18 protein-coding genes and 1 pseudogene are annotated in these 22,102 nt (G+C 66.0%); 7 read left to right on the forward strand and 12 right to left on the reverse strand.

Features of this window, described 5'->3' with window-relative positions; genetic code table 11:
• Window positions 1-42: 42 nt before the first annotated feature.
• Complete coding sequence (locus tag AC50YA_RS11370; RefSeq protein WP_494982383.1) at window positions 43-600, forward strand: prepilin peptidase; 558 nt, start codon at window positions 43-45, stop codon at window positions 598-600.
• Window positions 601-740: 140 nt separating this feature from the next.
• On the opposite strand, the pseudogene AC50YA_RS11375 reads toward AC50YA_RS11370, so the two are convergent.
• The 5 genes and pseudogenes from AC50YA_RS11375 to AC50YA_RS11395 form a co-directional block, all read right to left on the reverse strand.
• Window positions 741-2,444, reverse strand: a pseudogene (locus AC50YA_RS11375) (MDR family MFS transporter).
• Window positions 2,441-3,001: a TetR/AcrR family transcriptional regulator gene (locus AC50YA_RS11380; protein ID WP_494982422.1), complete on the reverse strand. Its 561-nt coding sequence runs from the start codon at window positions 2,999-3,001 to the stop codon at window positions 2,441-2,443. Before AC50YA_RS11380 ends, AC50YA_RS11375 begins: the two are co-directional and overlap by 4 nt.
• Window positions 3,002-3,134: 133 nt before the next feature.
• Window positions 3,135-4,556: a class II fumarate hydratase gene (locus AC50YA_RS11385; RefSeq protein WP_494982384.1), complete on the reverse strand. Its 1,422-nt coding sequence runs from the start codon at window positions 4,554-4,556 to the stop codon at window positions 3,135-3,137.
• 76 nt (window positions 4,557-4,632) lie between these two features.
• Window positions 4,633-5,247, reverse strand: a complete 615-nt coding sequence (locus AC50YA_RS11390; RefSeq protein ID WP_494982385.1) for a carbonic anhydrase — start codon at window positions 5,245-5,247, stop codon at window positions 4,633-4,635.
• A 9-nt stretch (window positions 5,248-5,256) separates the two neighbouring features.
• Window positions 5,257-5,937 carry a DUF4245 domain-containing protein gene (locus tag AC50YA_RS11395; protein WP_494982423.1) on the reverse strand — a complete coding sequence of 227 codons (681 nt, stop codon included), beginning with the start codon at window positions 5,935-5,937 and terminating at the stop codon, window positions 5,257-5,259.
• A gap of 219 nt (window positions 5,938-6,156) precedes the next feature.
• Here AC50YA_RS11395 and glpX point away from each other — a divergent pair, with 219 nt between their 5' ends.
• Window positions 6,157-7,179 (forward strand): class II fructose-bisphosphatase, encoded by a 1,023-nt coding sequence (gene glpX, locus AC50YA_RS11400; protein WP_252566698.1) that lies wholly within the window; start codon window positions 6,157-6,159, stop codon window positions 7,177-7,179.
• A 576-nt stretch (window positions 7,180-7,755) separates the two neighbouring features.
• The gene (locus AC50YA_RS11405) at window positions 7,756-8,289 is read left to right on the forward strand and encodes an endonuclease domain-containing protein (protein WP_494982386.1); all 534 of its coding nucleotides are present in this window, start codon (window positions 7,756-7,758) and stop codon (window positions 8,287-8,289) included.
• Window positions 8,290-8,351: 62 nt separating this feature from the next.
• Here AC50YA_RS11405 and AC50YA_RS11410 read toward each other — a convergent pair whose 3' ends face one another.
• The 5 genes from AC50YA_RS11410 to AC50YA_RS11430 form a co-directional block, all read right to left on the reverse strand.
• Window positions 8,352-9,335 carry a lipid II:glycine glycyltransferase FemX gene (locus tag AC50YA_RS11410; RefSeq protein WP_494982387.1) on the reverse strand — a complete coding sequence of 328 codons (984 nt, stop codon included), beginning with the start codon at window positions 9,333-9,335 and terminating at the stop codon, window positions 8,352-8,354.
• A 3-nt stretch (window positions 9,336-9,338) separates the two neighbouring features.
• Window positions 9,339-10,589 (reverse strand): mannose-6-phosphate isomerase, class I, encoded by a 1,251-nt coding sequence (gene manA / locus AC50YA_RS11415; protein WP_494982388.1) that lies wholly within the window; start codon window positions 10,587-10,589, stop codon window positions 9,339-9,341.
• Between the two features lie 87 nt (window positions 10,590-10,676).
• The gene (locus tag AC50YA_RS11420; RefSeq protein ID WP_494982389.1) at window positions 10,677-12,326 is read right to left on the reverse strand and encodes an LCP family protein; all 1,650 of its coding nucleotides are present in this window, start codon (window positions 12,324-12,326) and stop codon (window positions 10,677-10,679) included.
• A gap of 10 nt (window positions 12,327-12,336) precedes the next feature.
• Complete coding sequence (gene purE / locus AC50YA_RS11425; RefSeq protein WP_494982390.1) at window positions 12,337-12,924, reverse strand: 5-(carboxyamino)imidazole ribonucleotide mutase; 588 nt, start codon at window positions 12,922-12,924, stop codon at window positions 12,337-12,339.
• On the reverse strand, window positions 12,921-14,117 hold the full coding sequence (locus AC50YA_RS11430) for a 5-(carboxyamino)imidazole ribonucleotide synthase (protein ID WP_494982391.1): 1,197 nt from the start codon (window positions 14,115-14,117) through the stop codon (window positions 12,921-12,923). Before AC50YA_RS11430 ends, purE begins: the two co-directional genes overlap by 4 nt.
• 172 nt (window positions 14,118-14,289) lie before the next feature.
• Here AC50YA_RS11430 and AC50YA_RS11435 point away from each other — a divergent pair, with 172 nt between their 5' ends.
• Window positions 14,290-14,865: a GtrA family protein gene (locus AC50YA_RS11435; protein WP_494982392.1), complete on the forward strand. Its 576-nt coding sequence runs from the start codon at window positions 14,290-14,292 to the stop codon at window positions 14,863-14,865.
• 10 nt (window positions 14,866-14,875) lie between these two features.
• On the opposite strand, the gene AC50YA_RS11440 is transcribed toward AC50YA_RS11435, so the two are convergent.
• A complete protein-coding gene (locus tag AC50YA_RS11440; protein ID WP_494982393.1) occupies window positions 14,876-15,574 on the reverse strand; it encodes a TIGR03089 family protein in 699 nt (232 codons plus the stop codon).
• A gap of 411 nt (window positions 15,575-15,985) precedes the next feature.
• On the opposite strand from AC50YA_RS11440, the gene AC50YA_RS11445 reads away from it, so the two are divergent.
• Genes AC50YA_RS11445 through AC50YA_RS11455 form a run of 3 tightly spaced genes read left to right on the forward strand, consistent with a single transcriptional unit; the run spans window position 15,986 to window position 21,478 of the window.
• A complete protein-coding gene (locus AC50YA_RS11445; protein WP_494982394.1) occupies window positions 15,986-16,531 on the forward strand; it encodes a WhiB family transcriptional regulator in 546 nt (181 codons plus the stop codon).
• A 29-nt stretch (window positions 16,532-16,560) separates the two neighbouring features.
• The gene (locus tag AC50YA_RS11450) at window positions 16,561-19,893 is read left to right on the forward strand and encodes a glycosyltransferase family 2 protein (RefSeq protein WP_494982395.1); all 3,333 of its coding nucleotides are present in this window, start codon (window positions 16,561-16,563) and stop codon (window positions 19,891-19,893) included.
• On the forward strand, window positions 19,886-21,478 hold the full coding sequence (locus tag AC50YA_RS11455) for a DUF5719 family protein (protein WP_494982396.1): 1,593 nt from the start codon (window positions 19,886-19,888) through the stop codon (window positions 21,476-21,478). The genes AC50YA_RS11450 and AC50YA_RS11455 overlap by 8 nt, the downstream gene beginning before the upstream one ends.
• Window positions 21,479-21,482: 4 nt before the next feature.
• Here the strand turns inward: AC50YA_RS11455 and AC50YA_RS11460 are convergent, their stop codons facing one another.
• Window positions 21,483-21,998 carry a metallopeptidase family protein gene (locus tag AC50YA_RS11460; RefSeq protein WP_494982397.1) on the reverse strand — a complete coding sequence of 172 codons (516 nt, stop codon included), beginning with the start codon at window positions 21,996-21,998 and terminating at the stop codon, window positions 21,483-21,485.
• Window positions 21,999-22,102: the final 104 nt, after the last annotated feature.

Consider the following 22,102-nt stretch of genomic DNA (forward strand, 5'->3'; position numbering starts at 1 on the left):
GGGCTCTGCGGTGCGGCACACGAATCCAGTAGCATCCGAGGGGTGATCCGACGACTCGATGGACTGTGGGATGCCACCCCGCTGGCGTTCTGGCTGGTGCTGGCCGCATGTGCCTACTTTTTTGTTATGGCAGTCCGCCTGACGGTTATTGATGTGCGCCATCATCTGCTGCCCAACCGGATTGTTTTCCCTTCCTACGGTGTGGCCGGGGTCCTGTTGCTCGCGGCGGCCCTGGTGCACGTGATTGCCGGCCCATCCGCGCTCCTGGGGTCACCTGACGGTGCTGCCGAGCTCCTGGGGATCCCGGCGCTGCGCATCCTGGCCGGGGGAGCGGTTCTGTGGGCCTTCTATTTTGTCCTGCGGATGGTTTACCCGCCCGGCATGGGTTTTGGCGACGTGAAGCTGGCCGGCGTCCTGGGGATGTACCTTGGCTACCTCGGCTGGGGGCACGTCTTTGCGGGGACCTTCGCGGCTTTCCTGCTGGGTGGCCTCTGGTCCCTGGCGCTGCTGGCGGCCCGCCGCGGCACCTTGAAATCCTCCATCCCGTTCGGCCCTTTTATGCTCGCCGGCGCCGCTGCCGCCATGCTGCTGCCGGCTTAGCTCTGCGCGAGAGGACACTTGCGGCCCGGTTCGCAGGTTCCACGAAAAAAGCAGGGGCGCCGCAACCCCCAAGATTGCGGCGCCCCTGCAGGCTTATACTGCGGCTTGAGCCGCTACGGCTGACAGCCGTACGACGGCGGTCAGCGGCGCTGGGAGGCGGGCTCGCCGTCGTCGTTCTTCAGGCTGTCCGAGGAACCTGCGGCGACGGCGGGTTCCTTTTCCGTACCGCTGTTCAGCAGGGCCAGGTGCTCCGCTTCCAGCAGCTCCGCCTCCGCGCCGCCGATGGCCTCGCCCCGGGCCACCATGCCGGCGGTGTCCGAGAGCGGGATCTGCTTCAGAGTGATGGCCAGGATCAGCGCTGCGGCGATGAACGGCACCAGGTACCAGAACACCGGGGCCAGGGATTCGGCGTAGGCGTTCACGATTGCGTCGCGCAGCTGGTCCGGCAGCTGGCTCAGCGCCTGCGGGTCCAGGGTGCTGGTGGACTGCGACGCCTGTTCCGCGGACGCCCCGGCGCCAGTGAACGCGCTGGTCAGCGACTCCGAGAGCCGGTTGGTGAAAATCGCTCCGAACACTGCCACGCCCAGGGACGCTCCGACTTCGCGGAAGTAGTTGTTGGTGCTGGTCGCGGTGCCGATCTGATCCGCGGGGACAGAATTCTGCACCACCAGGACGATGACCTGCATGATCGATCCCAGTCCTGCGCCGAACACGAACAGCTGGACGCAGATGACCCAGATGGGCGTTTCGGCGGTCAGGGTGGTCAGCCATAGCATCGCCGCGATCGTCAGGGAGGCACCGAGGATGGGGAACATCTTGTACTTGCCGGTCTTGGAGATCCGGATTCCGGAATAGATGGCCATGCCCATGAGGCCCACCATCATTGGCAGCATGAGAAGCCCGGATTCAGCGGCTGAGGTCCCGGAGGACATCTGCAGGAACGTGGGGACGAAGGCGATGGCAGCGAACATGCCCAGGCCCAGCGTGAAGCCGATGGCCGTGGCGTTGACGAAGATCCGGTTCTTGAACAGGCTGAGCGGGATGATGGGATCTTCTGCGCGGCGCTCCACCATCACGAATGCCGCGGCGGAGATAAGCATTCCGGCGCCGAACGCCCACGTGAGCGGCGAATCCCAGCCTTCATCCTTCTTGCCGCCGAAGTCGGTGAAGAAGATCAGGCAGGTGGTGGCAGCGGACAACAGGAGCACGCCCAGGATATCGATCCGCTTTTCGGCCTTTTTGTTCGGCAGCGTCAGGGTGAACCAGGCTGTGACGAAGGCGGCGATGCCGATGGGGATGTTGATGTAGAAAGCCCATTCTCAGGTCATGTGGTCCACGAAGAATCCGCCGAGCAGCGGGCCGGCCACGGCGGAGAGGCCGAAGATGGCGCCCAGCGGGCCCATGTACTTGCCGCGGTCCTTCGCAGGGACGATGTCCGCGATGATCGCTTGCGAGAGGATCATCAGGCCGCCGCCGCCCAGGCCCTGGATGGCGCGGAAGATGACAAAGCCCCAGAAATCGGTGGCCAGGGCGCAGCCCACTGACGCAAGGGTAAACAGTGCGATGGCAATGAGGAAGAGGTTCCGGCGACCCAGGACATCGCCGAACTTGCCGTAAATGGGCATCACGATGGTGGTGGCCAGCAGGTAGGCCGTGGTGATCCACGCCTGGTGTTCCACGCCGCCGAGTTTGCCCACGATGGTGGGCATGGCGGTGGAGACGATGGTCTGGTCGAGGCTGGAGAGCAGCATTCCGGCAATAAGTGCCGAAAAGATGATCCAGATGCGTTTCTGGGTCAGCAGCAGCGGGCCGGCTGCTGCCTTGGGGCTGGCAGTGGTGCTCATGGGTGTCCTTCTGCGGGCGCGGGTTCGTCAAAGTGCTGGGAGAAGAGCTGGCGGGCCGCTGCGATGTTTTCCAGCAGCAGCTCCTGGTAGGAGCGGGTGTTGCCATCGGAGAAATAGGCCATGCTGCTCTTCCGGGCGATGTTTCCAAGCAAGGCAACGGCCATCTGGACAACAGGGTGGTCAGCCGCCACACCCTCGCGGGCGGCGAGGACGCGGGCGAACTCGGCCTCGCGTTCCCCTGTGGCGCCGATGATGCGGAGCATCAGTTGGGGTTCCTTTTTGATCACGCCGATCAGCTGGCGCGTTTCCTCTTCGGAAGCCGCCATGTTTTCGGACAGTTTCAGGGAGAGCCCGATCAGGTCCTGGAAGAGGGACGGGGAGATCTCTCCGGACGGGGATGACGCACCGCCGGCGATGAAGCCCTCGATGACATCCTGGGGTATTTCGTCGTCCACGGGGCCAAGGATGGCGTCTTCCTTCGTGGGGAAGTAGTTGAAGAACGTGCGGCGCGAAATGTCTGCCAGCTCGCAGACTTCCTCCACGGGGTAGCCGTTCAGGCCGCGCTCGCCACGAACGACGGCGGCCGGCGCCTTCCGTGGGGAAGGTGCCGGCCGCCGTCGTTCGTAAAGGGGCCTCCGCCGCCGAGGGTTCCCTGGCTGAGCGGAGCGAAGGGAGGGAGGCGGTGGGGAACTATGCCTTGTGCGGCGGGCGCGTCATGGACATAACGTCCAAGGCGGTGTCCAGCTGCTCTTCGGTCAGTTCGCCTCGCTCCAGGAAGCCCATGGCCACGACGGTCTCGCGGATGGTCAGGCCTTCGGCGACGGACTTCTTGGCGATCTTCGCCGCGTTTTCGTAGCCGATGTGCTTGTTCAGCGGCGTCACGATCGAGGGGGAGGCCTCGGCCAGGAAGCGGGCGCGCTCCACGTTGGCGGTGATGCCGTCGATCATCTTGTCCGCCATGACGCGGCTGGTGTTGGCCAGCAGGCGGATGGACTCGAGCAGGTTGGCGGCCATCACGGGGATGCCGACGTTGAGCTCGAAGGCGCCGTTGGTGCCGGACCAGGCGATGGCGGTGTCGTTGCCGATGACCTGGGCGCAGACCATGATGGACGCTTCGCAGATGACCGGGTTGACCTTGCCCGGCATGATCGAGGAGCCCGGCTGCAGGTCCGGGATGGCGATTTCGCCGAGGCCGGTGTTGGGGCCGGAGCCCATCCAGCGGAGGTCATTGTTGATCTTCATAAAGGAGATCGCGATGTTGCGCAGCTGGCTGGAGCCTTCGATGAGGCCGTCGCGGTTGGCCTGGGCCTCGAAGTGGTCGCGTGCTTCGGTCAGCGGCAGGCCGGTGTCCGTGGCGAGCAGTTCGATGACACGTTCCGGGAAGCCGGCCGGGGTGTTGATGCCGGTGCCCACCGCGGTGCCGCCGAGTGGAACTTCGGCGACGCGGGGGAGGGCGGCGTTAATGCGCTCGATGCCGTAGCGGACCTGGGCTGCGTAGCCGCCGAACTCCTGGCCGAGCGTCACCGGGGTGGCATCCATGAGGTGGGTGCGGCCGGACTTGACGACGTCCTTGAACTCCACGGCCTTGCGCTCCAGCGACCCGGCCAGGTAGCCGAGGGCCGGGATCAGGTCGTTGATCAGGGCCGAGGTGGCGGCAACGTGGACCGAGGTGGGGAACACATCGTTGGAGGACTGCGAGGCGTTGACGTGGTCGTTCGGGTGGACAACTTTGTCACTGCCGGCGGTCTTGAGGGCGCGGGTGGCCAGCTCGGCGATGACCTCGTTCATGTTCATGTTCGAGGACGTGCCGGAGCCGGTCTGGAAAACGTCGATGGGGAAGTCGCCGTCGTACTTACCGGCAGCTACCTCATCGGCAGCCGCTGCGATTGCCTTGGCCAGCTCGCCGTCGAGCACCCCAAGTTCTGCGTTGGCCTGGGCGGCCGCCTTCTTCACCCGGGCCAGCGCCTCGATGTGCGCGCGTTCCAGGGTCTTGCCGGAGATGGGGAAGTTTTCAACTGCACGCTGCGTCTGTGCACGATACAGGGCGTTCACGGGGACGCGGACTTCGCCCATCGTGTCGTGTTCAATGCGGAATTCTTCAGTGGAAGTCATGGGGCTAGCTTAGGGCGATCGGGGGCCCGGACTAAAACCGTGAACCGCATGCTACGGGCATTGATTCAGGCTGGGCCTAGACGTCGCCGATCCCGGAAACCACGTTGGCGCGGCCCTCGGCGAGGCTGTAGGAGAGGCCGATCACCGCGGCGCGGCCACTCTCGATTGCGGCGGAAATCACACGGGAGCTGTCCACAAGGCGCTGGGACGTCTGCTTGACGTGCTCCACCACCATGTCGTTGATCTCGTGCTCGCCGTTCCGCATGGACGTCAGTACCGAGGGCGTGATGCGCTCCACCAGGTCCCGCATAAAGCCCACCGGCATGTTCCCGGTGTCCACTGCGGACTTGGTGGCAGTGACGGCGCCGCAGCTGTCATGCCCCAGCACCACGATCAGCGGCACTCCCAGCACGCTGATGCTGTACTCGAGGGAGCCCAATACGGCGTCGTCAATCACCTGGCCGGCGGTGCGCACCACAAAGGCGTCCCCGAGGCCCAGGTCAAAGATAATCTCCGCGGCGAGCCTGGAGTCCGAGCAACCGAAGATCACTGCAAACGGGTGCTGGTTTTCCACGAGCGAGGACCGGCGGGACGCATCCTGGTTCGGGTGCGACGATTCGCCGGCAACAAAGCGTTCGTTGCCTTCGCGCATGCGGCGCCAGGCAAGGGCGGGGGTCAGGTAGGTAGCCACGGGCTTACTTTACGGGGCGGTGCTGGCTGACGGTGAAACCGTTACGGGCGGGTTGCTGTCCATGGACTTCACGACGGCGGCGCCCAGTTCGGCGAATTCGTCCAGCTGTGCGCTTCCGGTCAGGACGACGGTGGTTCCGCGGTGGTTCAGCACCATGCTCTTCTCGCCTTTGCCGGTGTCACGCAGCTCCCACACCTGTCCGCCCGCCGTCCGCGTTCCCGTCACGGGAGCGCTCTTGGTCTGCTGGACGAGCCAGGTGGGGTTGGGCTGGCGGGTCTGGACCAGGCCGATGAAGGACTCGTTCGGGGTCAGGTAGCCAACTTCCCAGGTGGGAACGCCGCTGCCGCTGCCCGACTCCCATCGTGCGTAGTTGGACGTGAACGTGTTGCCGGTGTCCGGTGTTGCGGGTGTGAATCCTGCCACATCCGAGGCGTTCCGGGCCACGGCGCTGACGTCGATGTCCGGGCGGAATCCGTCACTCTTGGGGAGGGGATTCATCAGGATGATGGGCAGGAAGGCGGCGATGCTGACCACCAGGGCAACGATCATGCCGATCACGGAGGCATTGGCGCGCTTCGCCGCTGCGGCCGGGATCACTGGGCGGACGGGGGCTGGTTCAGCCGTCCCGGTGCCGTCGCCTTTAGCTCCGGAGTCGGAGGGGTCTGGCCCGGGGCTGGTTTTTTCCTGCATTTCACTCACACCTCTATAGTCGCCCATGTTTAGGTGCAACTCACAGTCGGGGGCGTACAGGCGGCCCAAGGTCCATGTTGCAGGACTGCGTCATGCCGCGCCCCGAGGGCGCCGCCACGACTATGATCAGTACCAGAGGAATCACCGCACCGGCTGAATCCGGCTGAGCGGGTCCAATGATCGCCACTCGAAGAAGAGGTTCACGTGTCACCAGCGCCTATGACCCAGCAGTACTCCACGATCTCCCCCTCCCTGGCCGTGGGCATCGACGAGCCAGACCGCAACCTCGCCCTCGAGCTTGTCCGCGTCACAGAGGCCGCGGCCATCGCCGGCGGCCACTGGGTTGGTTTCGGCGACAAGAACAAAGCCGACGGCGCGGCCGTTGACGCCATGCGCTCCTTCCTTCACACGGTCCACTTCAACGGCGTTGTGGTCATCGGCGAAGGCGAAAAAGACGAAGCCCCCATGCTGTTCAACGGCGAACACGTTGGCGATGGCACCGGCCCCGAGTGCGACGTTGCCGTGGACCCGATCGACGGCACCCGCCTGGCCGCCCTCGGCATCAACAACGCCCTGGCAGTCCTCGCCGTGGCTGAGCGCGGCTCCATGTTCGATCCGTCCGCCGTGTTCTACATGGAGAAGCTCGTCACGGGCCCGGAAGCCGCCGACATGGTGGACCTCCGCCTGCCGGTCAAGCAGAACCTGCACCTGATCGCCAAGGCGAAGGGCGTGAAGGTCAATCAGCTCAACGTCATGATCCTTGACCGCGACCGCCACCGCCCCCTGGTCGAAGAGATCCGCGAAGCCGGCGCACGCACCAAGTTCATCATGGACGGCGACGTTGCCGGCGCGATTGCCGCTGCCCGCTCCGGCACCGGCGTTGACGCCCTCATGGGTATCGGCGGCACGCCGGAAGGCATCGTTGCTGCCTGCGCCATCAAGTCCCTCGGCGGCGTCATCCAGGGCCGGCTCTGGCCCACGAGCGACGACGAGAAGCAGAAGGCCATCGACGCCGGCCACGACCTGGACCGCGTGCTGTCCACCAACGACCTCGTGTCCAGCGACAACTGCTACTTCGCGGCCACCGGCATCACCGACGGCGACCTCCTTCGGGGCGTCCGCTACTCCAAGGACAAGGTCCTGACCCAGTCCATCGTGATGCGTTCCAAGTCCGGCACCATCCGCTTTGTTGACGGCGAGCACCAGGCCAGCAAGTGGGAAGGCTACGCCCGCAAGAACTAGCAGGTTCTTCACCCGCGTACTCCTGTATACCCTGCGCGAACAGGCAGCTAATGACCTCAAATCCCTGATTTGGCGTCATCAGCTGCCAGTTCGCGTTTCAGCAGGTAACCCAGCCTGTGGATAACGAAAACCGCAGGCCGAAACCGGTCCACAATGGAGCATGTCCCGGACGCCCATGCCTCCTCAGCTCCCGCACGGATCATTCCTTGTTGCCGATGCAGAGGCCCTGGGCCTCACTCGGAGACAGCTGAGCCGGGAGGGCTTATTCACGCCCTCCCGGGGCATCAGGTTGCCGCTGGGCAGCACGGGAAGTGTCGCAGAAAACATCCGCGCTTACAGCCGCATTGACCCCAGTTGCGTGCTGACGCACTCCACCAGCGCGAGAATTTGCGGAGTATGCCTGCCGGCTTGGCTGGAGCAGGACTGGAGGATCCACATTGCCCGCCCTGCAGACGGCTGCAAGCCACGACGCAGGAACGTTGCGGGTCACCAATTGTCGTTCAAATACGGCGAGGTCATATCGTTCGACGGCGTCCGACTCACCTCACCTGCCGTACCTGGCTCGACCTGGCCACAATGCTGGACCTCAACGACCTTGTCGCGGCCGGTGACTCCATTGTCGTCAGCCATGGAGATGACTTCCCGATGCCACGGAAGCCGCTGGCAACTGTTGCCGACCTGAGGCACATGGTGGGTCAGCATCCGGGACTGCGTGGGGTGAAAACGGCGCGGTTAGCCTTGGATCTGATCAGGGTTGGGGCGGACTCGGCACCCGAAAGCCTGATGCGGCTGGCCCTGGTACAGGCGGGACTTCCCGAACCGACATTGAATGTTGTGCTCCGCAACGGGCGGGGCCACCCGGTAATCTGGCCGGACGCTGCCTATCCGGATTATCGGATCGCACTGCAATATGACGGCGTCCACCACAGTGATCCTGACCAGTACCGCCGCGATATCAAGAGGCAGGGCCTGACTGAAAGTCTGGGCTGGCGGGAAATCCGTGTCCAGAAGAGTGACCTGGAAGGGGACAGGCCCTTCGTCGTCGAAAAGGTGCGGACGGTCCTGAACGGTTCGTCGGGCCGGACCGGGTGGGAACGAACAGGCAGCTGATGACCCCAAACAGCGAATTTGACGGTGTTATCTGCCAGTTCGCGCGGAGGGGCTGAGGGGGCTTAAGGATCCGTTCGCGCCGGGGGTGCGGGGCGGGCGGCGGGGGAGATGAGGGCGCGGAGCCTGTCGCGCAGCTTGCGGGCCAGCTGGTAGGCGTTGTACCGGAGCTTTTTCACGGGAAGGTCCCAGGTGCCGGGGTACGCCACCTCGTGGCCGCCGAAGGACTTCTTGAACGCGGTGAAACCTGCCCATTTGTGGCTGGGCTGGTCCGCGGGCGCAACACCCCACAGGTCCACGTGTTTCAGGCCCCGATCCTTGGCGTCCGCCATCAGGGTCACCAAGAGCGGTATGCCCGCGCTGAGCTTGCGGTGCGCATCATCCAAGGCTGCGTGCGCATAAGTCCGGGTGTCCGCGGAATCGTAGGCCAAGGCCGCCGCGATCGGCTCGCCGTGCAGTTCGGCGATGAACATCGTCGCTGCGCCCGCGGGCATAAGGGAGGCTGCCACCTGGGTCAGGTACTCGTCGCTCTGCGGCTTGAAGCCGTTCCGCCGGGCCGTCATGTGCAGGAAGTCCAGCAGGATACTGATGTCGTCCGGGTCCTGCGACGCCCGGAAGGTGACGTCCTTCTTGTGGATGTTCCGGTAGAGGTTCCGGTTCACGGGTTTCATCGCGGCGAGGACGTCCTTGAAGTCACCTTCGAGGTCCACGATCCAGCTGAGTTCAGGCTGCTGGTTCACCGGCGCCGGCTGCAGGCCGCGGCTGCTGAGCTCCGCGGTGGCCGGCATTGCCAGGCCGGCGGACACCGGTTCGATCCGGACAAACACTGCGCCGCACGACCGTGCCGTGGTCACCAGGGCGGCCAGGGCGGCGTCGAACGCCTCTGCGGATGATGCCACCGGTCCATAGGGGGAGTAGAGGACCTTGCCCGCCGGGTTTTTCTCCTCCACGGCCAGGAAGCTCCAGCCCGGGCCGGAGTGCTGATGGACAGTGCGGCCCAAGGACGACTGGACGTCCGCCCAGGCGGGCGTCTGCAGGAAGTGGTCCACGGCTCAGGCCTGCAGGGACGTGGTCACGGCGAAGGCAACAGCCGGTTCGCCGGCACCGGCCACCGGGTGGACATTGACCGGTGCTTCCGCAGCAGGCAGGAAAGCGCTGCCGCCGCGGGTCAGCTGCAGATCGCCCTTGGGCGAATCGAGATACACCGATCCGGCAACAACAATAACGACGACGGCGCCCGCCTGTGCCAGCGGGACAGGCTCTGCGCCGGGTGCCAGTTCGATCCGCTGAAGCTGGAACTCCCGGAAAGGCGGCTGATAGAGCTCCTGGCCAAGGCCGGAGAATTCCGGCGTGAGCCTGGGGATGGCCACCGACTGGAAGTCCACGGTCCGCAGCAGCTCGGGCACGTCGACGTACTTCGGCGTCAGCCCGCCACGGAGCACGTTGTCCGAGGACGCCATGACTTCAACACCCATGCCGTGCAGGTAAGCATGCACTTTGCCCGCGGGGAGATAGACGGCCTCGCCGGGGGCCAGCGAAATCCTGTTCAGCAGCAGCGAAATCAGTACGCCCGGATCGCCTGGGTACTTTTCGTTGAGGCTGATGACCGTGGACAGTTCCGCCTGGAACGGTGCCAGCGGAGCGCCGGAGATCAGGGCGGCCGCCACCATCGCTGTGGTGTGCGAGACGTCTTCGCCGCCCTTGATCAGCCGCTCGAAGGCAGTCCTGAGACCGGCGCCCTCGTCCGGGTTTTCCAGGACCTCGAGCAGCTCCACCAGCAGGGGCGGGATCCCGGTTTCCACCAGGTCGAAGCAGGCGGCAAGGTGGAGCAGGATCTTCCGGGTTGCAGCCGGCGCCCGGAACCCGCACAAGGCTTCGAACGGCGTCAGCGCGAAGATCATTTCGGGCTTGTGGTTGTCATCGCGGTAGTTGCGGTGTGCGGCATCGGGCGCAATGCCTTCAGCATTCTCCCGGGCGAATCCTGCTTTGGCCTGTTCGATGCTGGGATGGACCTGGAGCGACAAGGGCAGGGCAGCGGCGAGGATCTTGGTCAGGAACGGGAGCCGCGGGCCAAACTCGGCCACGGATTCGCTGCCCAGGAAATGCTCCGGATCTTCGGCAATCAAGGCATCCAGCCGTGCCACGGAGCCATCCGCCCGGCGGGCCATTGACGGGGCGCCGGGGTGGGCGCCGATCCAGAGTTCGGCTTCCGGACGGCCGGACTCGGGGCGTCCCAGCAGCCCGGCGATGGCGGTGGTGGATCCCCAGGCGTAGTCGCGCAGGACGTTCTCAATTTCGTACACAGCCGGTATCCGTTCTTGGTCTTCAGGTCAACGTGGTCTTGCAGTCACGTGCTGCGGCCGGGTTTTCCGGCCGACAGCGCAGCGGGCCTAGAGCGGCGCGCATAGGCCGTTGGTGGCCACCAGTTCGCGCAGCGCCTGTTCGTTGCCTTCACTCTTAAGCTGGTTCAACATCGCCTCGGTGATCGGCTCGCCGTCGGGCGTTGTGGTCACCGGTGTGAAGTCCGACGACGGCGGGGCAGTCTGCGCGGGGGCTCCCCCGGCTGCCAGGAACGCAGCCAGGGGCACCTGTGCGGACGCCTGCAGCCGTCCGCCGGCCGTGGCGGGCTCAACGAGGCCGTCGACCGGCGCGGCGGCCTGCGGGCCCGATGCGGAGGCCAGCAGCTGGTCCACTTTGTCGTGGATGATGTCAAAGTCGGGCACGGTGGAGAAGGACGCGTCAAAATCGGGCGGCCCGATGGTCAGCCGTTTGACCTCCTGGCCCTTGGCCTTCATAGCGAGATCCACGAAACTGCCCAGCTGGGAGGAAGAGATGTTCGAGTCCACAACCTTGGTGCCCGCACTGGCGATGTCCTCAAACTTTGCGAGCAGGGTTGCCGGGTCCAGCTGCTTGAGCATGGCCTGCTGGACGCACTGCTGCCGCTGGATCCGGGCGTAGTCGTCGACGAATTCGCGGGAGCGTCCGTACCAGAGCGCGTGAAAGCCATCGAGGTGCTGGTCACCGGCGGCGATCCACCCGAGCGGCATGCCGTGGATGCCGTTGGCTTCGTCGATCATGTCCCCGCTCATGGGCACCCAGCCGCCGGCCTTGATCCGGATTCCACCCATGGCGTCGATCAGTTTGGCGAAGCCATCCATGTCCACCAGCACGTAGGCCTGGACCGTGATCCCAAGCGTTCCCGACACTGCCTCAAGGGTGGCCTGGGCGCCGGGGTCGGCGACACCCGGATACAGGTCCGCGTGCTCGTTGGTCACTTCGGTGTTGATGGCGTTGATGAGGCACGCGTCGCCGCAGTCGTAGCCGTCCGGATAGATCTCGCGCATGGGCGAACCTTCGCTGAACTGGGCGTTCTGCAGGTTGCGGGGCACGGAGATGATGGCTGTCTGGCCGGTCTTGGCGTCCACGCTGAGTACGGACAGGCTGTCCGGGCGCCTGCCGGTGCGGTCGTCGCCGGCGTCGCCGCCCATCATCAGGAAGTTGTAGCGGCCGTCCACGGGATCGATCGATGGTCCCGCCGCGAAGATGCTGCCGATGGCGTTGCGGCCCACGTTCAGCAGGTACGCGGCATACCCAAGGGTGCCGCTGCTCAGGACCAGGGCTAGTACCAGGGCAATGCCGACGGCGGGACGCGCCGCCGGTGCCAGCAGGACGGGGCGGATCAGCCGGAGTGTGTTGATGAACAGGAACGCCCATCCGAGCGCCAGTGCCACCAGGACCAGGATGATCACCAGCGAGGCAAGCTGATTGGTGATGATGTTGATCAGAAGCGTCCTGTTCACGACCAGCAGCAACACGGCGGCCGCGAGCAAAACCCAGGCGCTGAGCGTGACGCGCAGGGCAATGCGCCCGAGCTTGCGGTCGCCGGCCACAATTTGGGCGCTGCCGGGCACCAGAAGGGTCATCAGGACCAGGGCAAAGCCCCGTTTGGTCCGGACGGGCACGGAGGCGCTGGACGGATACCGGACGGGATCAGTCATGACCGTGCCGGTGGCTGGCTGCTGCGGTTCGCTTCTGGACATGTCGGGTTCCTTAACGGCTGCCCCGGAGAACACCATTGCCGTCGGCGAAGACTTCGCTGACTTTCTGCCTGAGGTTGGCTCCCTTGCGGGTGGCGACGTCGTTGAGTTCCTGGGCGAAGTCCAGGAGATCGGCGCGAAGTGAGGCTGCCAGCTCGTCCGTACCCGACGCCAGGATCCGGACTGCAAGCAGGCCTGCGTTCCGGGCACCGGCAATGGACACGGTGGCTACGGGAACGCCGGCCGGCATTTGCACGATGGAGAGGAGGGAATCCATGCCGTCCAGGGTCTTCAGCGGGACCGGGACGCCAATGACGGGCAAGGGCGTCACGCTCGCGAGCATGCCGGGAAGGTGGGCAGCTCCGCCGGCGCCCGCGATGATGACCCGCAGCCCGCGCTCGTGGGCGGTCTGGCCATACCGGATCATTTCGGTGGGCATCCGGTGAGCGGAGACCACATCGGCTTCGAAGGGGATGCCGAACTCAGCCAGTGCATCCGCGGCGGCTTCCATAACCGGCCAATCCGAGTCTGAGCCCATGACCAGCCCAACGATGGGTCGGGGGCTGGTGCCGGCGCTGCCGGTGGTGGTGTCGGTGGTCATGCGTTCTCCTCGGAAATCCGTGCTGATTCTTCGGTGGGAACCCGGCCGTCTCGGATGATGGCCGCTACCCGGGTTGCGCGTTGCCGGACCGAGTCCACATCATCCGTGGAGGTCCCTACCAGGTTGACATGGCCAATCTTGCGTCCGGGACGCACTGACTTGCCGTAGCAGTGGACCTTGGCGGCCGGCTCGCTGGCAAGGGCGGCAGGGTAGGCGGAAAACAGGTCCTGGTTGTCGCCGCCCAGGAAGTTCTTCATGACTACTACCGGGCCCAGAATGTCGGTGGCGCCCAGCGGCAGGTCCAGGACTGCCCGCAGGTGCTGCTCAAACTGGCTGGTAACGGAACCGTCCTGGGTCCAGTGGCCGGTGTTGTGGGGCCGCATGGCGAGTTCGTTGATCAGGAAGCCGACGCCGGAGCCCGGCGTTTCAAAGAGTTCCGCCGCCATCACTCCGGTGACGCCCAGTTCCGTGGCGACGCGCAGCGCCGCGTCTTCTGCGGCGGCGGCGACCTCGAGGGGGATGTCCAGGGCAGGGGCGATGACTTCGTCGCAGACGCCATCCACCTGGATGGTGTGCACCACTGGCCAGGCCCTCGCTTCGCCGCCCGGCGTACGCGCCACCAGCGCGGACAGTTCGCGGCTGAATTCAACTTTGGCTTCGGCGAGGAGGGGGCTCATGGCCTCAAACCACGGAGCAGCCTCTTCGGCGGCCTCGGCGGAGTCGATGATCCGCACGCCCTTGCCGTCGTAGCCGCCGCGGGGCATCTTGAGGACAATGGGCCAGCCGGTTTCTTCACCGAAGGCCACGAGCGCGGCGACGTCAGCGACGGCGGCCCAGGTGGGGTTTGGGAGCCCCAGGCTGTCGATGGCAGCCCTCATTACCAGTTTGTCCTGGGCATTAACCAGGGCGTCCGGGCCCGGCTGGACATTCACGCCGGCGGCCAAAAGCGCGCGGAGGTGGTCCGTGGGGACGTGTTCGTGGTCGAACGTCATAACATCCAGGCCGTCCGCGAAATCGAGGAGTGTCTGGAGGTCTTTGTAGTCACCCACCGGTGAAGTGGATACGGCCGATACCGCCGAAACGTCCTCCGCCTCAGCCAGGACACGGAGTTCAAAGCCAAGGGCGGTAGCGGCCGGGGCCATCATGCGCGCGAGTTGGCCGCCGCCAACCACGCCGATTACTGGAAAAGTCACATGAGCCAGCCTACAGAAAAGCTCACCGGATCCGGGCTTTGGGACGCCGAGGTGCCCGCTTTTCGGGTATTTCCGCTACCACTCTGCACTCCGCGTGGGCCGGTTCGTCGATTTCGGGTCTAAAATAGATCTCTGGCCGTGTGGCCCATTGAACGGACGGCCATGGAGGGTCATGTTTAGCGCACTTGCAGATCGTATCCGGGGGCTCGCCTCGCTATTTTGGCGTGAAGTGGCCAAGTTCGGAGCCGTGGGCGGTGTGGCCTTCGTCATTGACTCGGCAATCTTCATCTGGCTGTTCACCGGTCCGATGCACGGCAGCGAGGTCTGGGCCAAGGCCGTGGCAACCATCGTGGCCAGCATCTTCTCGTGGGTTGCCAACCGTTACTGGACGTTCCGCCACCGCAAGCAGGCCAATGTGGCCCGCGAGGCCGTGCTCTTCGCCATCATGAACCTGGTGGGACTCCTGATCGCCTCAGGCTGCGTCTGGTTCGCGAAGTACATCCTGGACCTGAACGATAAACCCTCGCTCTTTATTGCCGGCAGTGTGGTGGGCCTGGTCCTGGGCACCATCTTCCGCTTCTTCGCCTACCGGTTCTGGGTCTTCAACGAAGAACTGGACCAGGAGCCGGAGTTCTCCCACGACCACGAGCTCATCGAGCGGCACCACCAAGAGAAGGCCGCTGCTGCCGCCGCCCAGCGCGGCGAGCAGCCGGACGGGGACTCACCGGAAAGCCGCCGGCAGCCCTGAAACCGGAAAGCTATTTGCCGTGGATGCGTTCCGCGGCCAACAGCTTGTCGGTCAGTTCCACATCGGGGTGCGTTAGCACCACTGAGCCACCGTTGTGCCACGCGCCGAGCGAGTTCGCCAGTGCCGGTTCCAGCCCTTCCGCAGCGGGGACCAGAAGCCTGACGCCTTCCTCATGCGACGCCGCAAAACCAGTGATCAGGTTTTCGTGGACGTGCTGCTGGCCTGCTCCGGCCCGAATGGCACAGCCGGCCGCCGACGCGTCAGTGTGTGCCATAAAGACGTCACCATGGGAGCGCACCTCGGCGGCATAGTCGATGACTCCGGCTGGCAGCTCACCCGGCCACCGCATCGCCAGGGCCGGCAGCGCGACGGCGATAACGGCGTCGTACTTTCCCTCAACGGTTCCGGGCCTGTCGGTGACGAGGAGCTCCGCCTCCCCGCCGTCGAGGACTGTTTCCATGCCCAGCTGCCAGGCGGCCAGCGCCCAGATCATGGACTTCCAGTGGGCAGGCAGGTCGAGGTTCAGCCGCATGCCGGGCTCGGCGTCGAGTTCGTCCTGCAGCAGATTGCTGGTTTTTGCCACCCAGTTGTCCAGCACGCGACCGGAGAGTTCCACGCGCTCGGAGTCCGGGCCATACCAGGTCAGGCGGGGCGACGTGGCGTGGCCGGAACGCAGGGTGGTCATCAGATCTATCGCCGGGATACTCATGGCGTTATCTTGTCACGGACCCCGTGGGGCGTCCTTGGCCGGGAAGCCTTGCGGGGAGTCCCTCAAGTGCCCAGCAGGTCCGGCCGGCGCTGTGATGTTACTCACAGGAGTTTGTCATCTTATTTGTCTTATTCGGGCCGCGCCTGTATTTTTGGCCGCTATTCAGCGGAAGCGGGACCTTTTGGCCACCGAAGCGGACCGTCAGGCATCCGGCGCGCCGAGCCTTCGGAAAACTCCCGGGCGTGGCGTGCCAGCGATTGGCCCGGAAAGTTGATTATTATCCCGTCCACGGCTTGACTACCCACTAGTTACACACGTGTAATTAGATATCGAAAGTCGCTGCATAAATTCAGGCACACAACCGAGTGTCCAAGGATCCACGCAGGGACTGCAACTTTCAGGAGGGTCGCCGTGGGGCAAGCAGAGCGTATCCATGAAGATGCCGTCGTCGCCGGCCAGGCAACGGCTAAATACCGCGCACGGGGGGTACCGGGCGACTGGTATGTGGATCCTGCCGATCCTGACGCAGCGGACCGCTATAACCGCAACACCAAAGACTCCCTCCAGGACCAGGCCACAGCCTTCCTGGCGGCGCACGAAGCACTCCTTGACGGCGGACACGACCAGGACGATGACGACCTGGATCCGCCCATGGAACTGCGCACCCCTGCGCAGGGGACAAGCACCCAGCCGGTGTGGATCGGACTGCCGTTCCGGCAGGACTTCGACGACGAAGGCGAACTCGGCTGGCAGACGGATGCATTGTGCGCACAAACGGATCCGGAAGCCTTCTTCCCGGAGAAGGGCGGATCCACGCGCGACGCCAAGAAGGTCTGCGGTGCATGCAATGTGCGGTCGCAGTGCCTGGAATACGCGCTGGCAAACGACGAACGGTTCGGCATTTGGGGTGGCCTTTCCGAGCGTGAGCGCCGGCGGCTAAGGAAGCGAGCAATCTAATTCTTCAGGAAGTACACGTCACTGCCGTTGTGGTGTCCCACAACGGCTGTGCCTATCTCCCCAGAACCCTGGCTGCCCTCGCGGACCAGACCCGGCCAGCGGACTCCCTCATCGGAGTGGACACCGGATCGCGTGACGACTCCGCAGTCCTCCTGGAACGGGCCTTCGGCGCAACCAATGTGAGCACCTTCCTGCACGGCAAGAGCGGCATGGGCGGCGCCGTACGCGCCGGGCTCAACACGCACGCGCCCTGGGAAGGCCAGTCACAGCGTGCCGCCACAGAGTGGATCTGGCTGCTGCACGACGACGCGGCCCCGGCGCCGGAGGCCCTGGCCGAACTCCTCAGTGCCGTGGAACGCGCACCATCCGTGACCGTGGCAGGCTGCAAGCAACTGGACTGGCACACCGAACGCCGGCTGATCGACGTCGGACTCTCCACCAGCCGCTGGGCCGAGCGGCTTACCCTGATCGATGCCGACGAACTGGACCAGGGCCAGTACAACGGCCGCACTGACACTTTTGCGGTGAACTCGGCCGGCATGCTGGTCCGCCGGGATATCTGGGAGCTCCTGCAGGGGTTCGACCCCGCATTGCCGGGCACCGGCGACGACGTCGACTTCTGCTGGCGCAACCGCCTCGCCGGCCATCGTGTGGTGGTGGTGCCCACTGCGCGGATGTTCCACGTAGCCCACCGGCCCCATGCCCAGGGAAATGCCACCGCGGCGCGGAAAGCCCAGGTGCATCTGCGCCTCAAGCACGCCCCGCTCTGGAAGGTTCCCGTCCATGCGGCCGGTGCGCTGCTGGGCAGCATCTTCAAACTCGTGCTCAGTATTGCAGTCAAGGATCCCGGGCACGGTTTCTCCCAGCTTGTCGCTACCTTCGCTGCCCTGGCCCGGCCCGGTGCCGTGGCAAATGCCCGCCGGACCGCGGCAAACAGCCGGCGGATCCGGCGGTCCGTCATCAAGAAGCTGCAGACGCCCCGCCGTGAAGTCTGGAACCACCGCCGTTCCCTGATGGAGGCCCTGGGCGCGGACACGTCCACGGCCGATGGGCTGGTCCATGACCCCCTGGCGGACCAGCCCACGGGTGACTCATCAGATGACTTCGCTGCGCTCACCACCAGCGAACGGGGTTGGGTGGGGACGGGCGCCCTCGCGGCCGTCATCATCGCGTCCGTGGCTTCCCTCACGGCGCTCAGCGGGCTGTTCCGGGCCGATGCTGTTTCCGGCGGAGGCCTCATTCCGGTGTCCTCCACCCTGGGTGAAATCTGGCACCACGCCTCCAGCTGGTGGATCAGCCTGGGGGCAGGGCTTCCGGGCAGGGGAGACCCCTTCAACTACGTGCTGTGGATCCTTGGCCTGCTCGGCGGGGGAGATGCCAACGCGGCCATGGCCTGGCTCCTGCTGCTCGCCGCTCCGCTGTCCGGCCTGACGGCATGGTTTGCGGCAGGGGGCCTGACTGTCCGGCGCCGCTTCCGGCTCGTTGCCGCACTCTTCTGGGCGGCCGCGCCAGCCCTCCAGATCGCACTGAACCAAGGCCGGGCGGGTGCCTTGGTGGCCCACATCATGATTCCGCTGCTGGTCCTGGCACTCTTGCGGGCCACCGGGTCCGCTGCGGGCCACGGGCGGTTCATTGTCCCGGCCCCCGGAGACCGGCGTATCACCGAAAAGCCGCCCGCACGGCCCGGGATCAACGGCATGCCGTCCTGGACCGCTGCCGCCGCCGCAGGCTTGGCGCTGGGCGTTGTGACCGCGTCGGCGCCTTCACTGCTCGTCCCGGCCGTTGTGGTTATCGTGCTGTGCGGGCTGATGCTTGGCGGTCGTGGCCGCACGGTGTGGTGGGCCCTGCTGCCCAGCGCCGCGCTCTTTCTCCCTTTCGGCCTGTCCGTCATCGACAGGCCACGGGCATTGCTGGCAGACCCAGGGGTTCCCCTCGGATTCGAGGCGGCCCCGCTGTGGCAGCAGTTCCTGGGGCAGCCGCTGCTGTTCTCCGCCGAGGGTGGTCTTTCCGGTCTTCCGTTCTTCAGCGGCCAGGTCATCCCGTGGGCACTCGTGCTCGCACTGCTGGTGGCCGTTCCCGTCCTGCTGCTTGCCGTTGCCGCCCTGTTCCTGCCGGGTAAGCGCAGCTGGACGGCACGTGTTCTCTGGGTGGCGGCACTGGTGATATTCGCTGGTGGCTGGCTCGCCGGGCATGTCGCCACCGGGGCTAATGCCGACACCCTGGTGACACCGTTCACCGGTCCGGCCGTCTCCGCCGCCGGGTTCGCCCTGCTGGGGGCGGCACTGATTGGCGCTGAGCGTTTGCTTGATGCCGCGGACCGGGCGGCCTCGCCGAGCATTCGGCGCAACGTGGCCCTTCGATCCGCAACGGCTCTTGCCATGGTGGTGCTGCTGGCAGGTCCGCTGGCCGGCTTGGCGGTGTGGTCCGCGCAGAACCTGCTCCGGTCCACAGCCACTGCCCTCCCCGCCGAGGTGCCGGCCGGTCCTGCGCTGGGTACGCCTCGGCTGGTGGAGGCAGGCAGTGCACGGACGCTCCCCGCCACCGCCATCGACCGCGGCGCCGGGCCGGAGCAGACACGCACGCTGCTGATCAGCACGCAGGAGAACGGCGCCTTTGACGCGGCCCTGATGCGCGGCGCCGGGACCACCCTGGACAGCATGTCGTCGATTGCCTCCGCCCGGAACATTCTGGGCGCGCCCGGGCGGGAGACGGTCAGGGACGACGACGACGTCACGGCGTCGATCCGCAGCGTGGTGGCCACGCTGGTGGCCGGGCAGGGCGTGGATCCCAGGCCCGAGCTTGAGCGCCTCGGTGCCGGGTTCGTGGTGCTGCGCTCGGCAGACACCGCCGCCCAGCTCACGGCCAGCAGGATGGACGCCGTGCCGGGGCTTGTTGCCGTCGGACAGACCGATGTCGGCTGGCTCTGGCGGATTACGCCGCTGAACCAGCCTGTGCTGCAGCCTGCCGACGTTGCCCACCGCGTCAGGATTGTGGACGGGGCCGGAGCCACGGTGGCGCTGGTGCCCTCCAAGTACGACGACGTCGACACCGCCGTCGCCGAGGGACCGGAAGGGCGGCTGGTGGTGCTCGCCGAGCGGGCGGACCCGGGATGGAGCGCCTGGTTCGACGGGCGGAAGCTCACGGCAACGACGTCCGGCTCGGCCCAGGCCTTCACCTTGCCGGCCTCCGCCGGACAGCTGACCATCCGCTACGACGCCCCCTGGGCCCTGTGGTCCGGAATCGCACAGATCACGGTGATCGGACTCACTGTAATGCTCGCCATTCCCATGCCCGCGCGCCGGCCCAACACCGGGCTGTCCAGGGACGAAGGATCTTTGCGTAAGGAACACCAGAATGCATAAGGACGCAGCCCGCAGGACCCCGCGCAAGCAGATGCTGGCAGGCCTGGTCTCGGCTGTGGCGATTGTGGCTGCGGCCGGTGCGGTACTCGCTGCCGCGTCGGTCGCTCCGCAGCCGGCGGGGAGCCGCGGTATCCCGGCCGTGCTGGCTGCTGTTCCCGCCGGCGCCAGCGCAGGGGTATGTGCCGGCCCGGCTCGCCTGCTCGAAGGGACTGAGGCGGGCACTGATCCCCAGTTCAGCCCCGAATCAGCCACGGCGAAGAGCACCGTCACGGGCGCCGTCCTGAGCGCCCCCGGCGGTGTCCTTCCAGGCAGCCGGCTCGCCGCCCTTAACGGGACGCCCGCCGTCGAGATCGCCAAGGACGGCAGCCAGCCCGGCCCGGGGTCGGGTCCCCAGGACCTGACCGCCGGTGTCCTTGCCGGGCACAGCGTGGATGACGCCACCCTCCTGAGCGCCGACGCCCAGGCAGGCCAGAAGCCCTCAGCCGCCGGTGTTATGAAATTCACTGCCACGGACGGTGACCTGCAGGGCTCGGCGGCCGCCAACTGCCAGCCGCCCGCCAACGACCTCTGGCTCTCGGGCGCCAGCACCACCGTGGGCCGCACTTCCGTCCTCGTGCTCAGCAACGCCTCAAGCACACCTGCCACCGTCAGCCTGGAGCTCTTCGGCAGCAAGGGCCAGATCCAGGCCCCGGGCAGCAGGGGTCTGCTGGTCGCACCGGGAGGTACCCGCTCAATAGTCCTGGCCGGCTTGGCCCCTGGTGAAGCCCAGCTCACGGTCCACGTCCGGAGCGCGGGCGGGCCCGTGGCCGCGGCCATCCAGCAGAGTGTCCTGAGGGGACTGACGCCCGGCGGCATCGACTTCATTGCTCCGGGGGCCGTTCCTGCCGCACGGCAGGTCATGACCGGCGTAGACATCCAGGACGCCGGTGGGATCTCCGCCCTCACGGGAAACAGCGGCTACAAGGACGCCGGCCCTGCGCTGGCAATCACGGTGCCGGGACCGTCGGACGCGGTAGTGGAGGTCAAGCTCTTCGGCCGGGACGGCCAGAAAGCCCTCCCCGGCGGCGGCGTGGTCACGGCAAAAGCCGGGTCCGTCACCGAGATTTCGCTGGCTGGCGTCCCCGCCGGCCACTACACCGTGTCCACCAGTTCGGACGTGTCCTTTGTGGCTGCAACCCGGGTCACCCGGGGCGTCACGAGCGAGAAGGCCTCGGACGTCGCCTGGGCTGCCTCCGGTGTCCGGCTGGGAAGCCAGCATGTGGTGCCCGTGCCCCAGGGCGGTGACCGAACCCTAGTGTTCGGCGTCCTCGAGAACAGGGCCACAGTCTCTTACGCCGCCATCACCGCGGACGGCAAGATCCGCGCGGCCGCCACTGCCGACGTCGCCGGCGGCACCACAACGTCCATCAAGGTCCCCGAGAAGGTGGAGGAGTCAGAGGTGGTGGCGTATGTTGTCTCCGCGTCAGGTGACGCCGCTTACGGCGCGCTGCTCCTGGAGCAGGAAGGCCGGGACGACGTCTCCACCGTGCCCTTCACGCCGGCCGCCTCAGGGCAGGAAAAGATACCGGTTTCCCTGGGATACTGAACGGTCAGTACCGGCGGCGGTAGACCGGATCCAGGGTTTCCGGCGCCACGCCGAGCATTTCCGCGGTGTGTTCCACCACAACGTCGTGCACCAGGTCCTGGAGTTCCTCGCGGCTGCCGCAACCCTGCTCTACCACCCGGCGGTACAGGGTGATCACCGGGCCCTCCTCGGCTGTGGCGGGAGAGTACGAGCCCATGGGAGGTTGCGCGGCGTCGGCCACCAGCTGCTCCAGCTGCGGGGGTATTTCGTCAACGGCAAACCGTACGCCGTCGAGCGTTTTACCCCAGATGTCGTGGAGCCGCTGCGCGGAATCGAGCACCATCTCATCAAAGCGGTCCGAGCGCGTCCGATAACCGGGGAGTGTGGGCAACATCAGTTCCCCACGCAGGCCGCGGCCGTGGCGGTTCCGGCGGCGCATCGCAAAGCTGCGGCCGGGCGAACCCGAACCCGTTTCTGCGGCGCGGACATCCGGGCCAGCCAAACGGACCGTAAAAGCTGAATCTTGGTTCGATGACTGCATACCTTGACTGTAAACCCGGGCGCAGAATTACGCGACATAACCCCGGTTTGCGGGCCAGGGCGCGGCGGTCGTTTCGGCAAATACTCCGAACAAGCAGGGATACG

This window comes from Pseudarthrobacter sp. RHLT3-21, assembly GCF_059383495.1.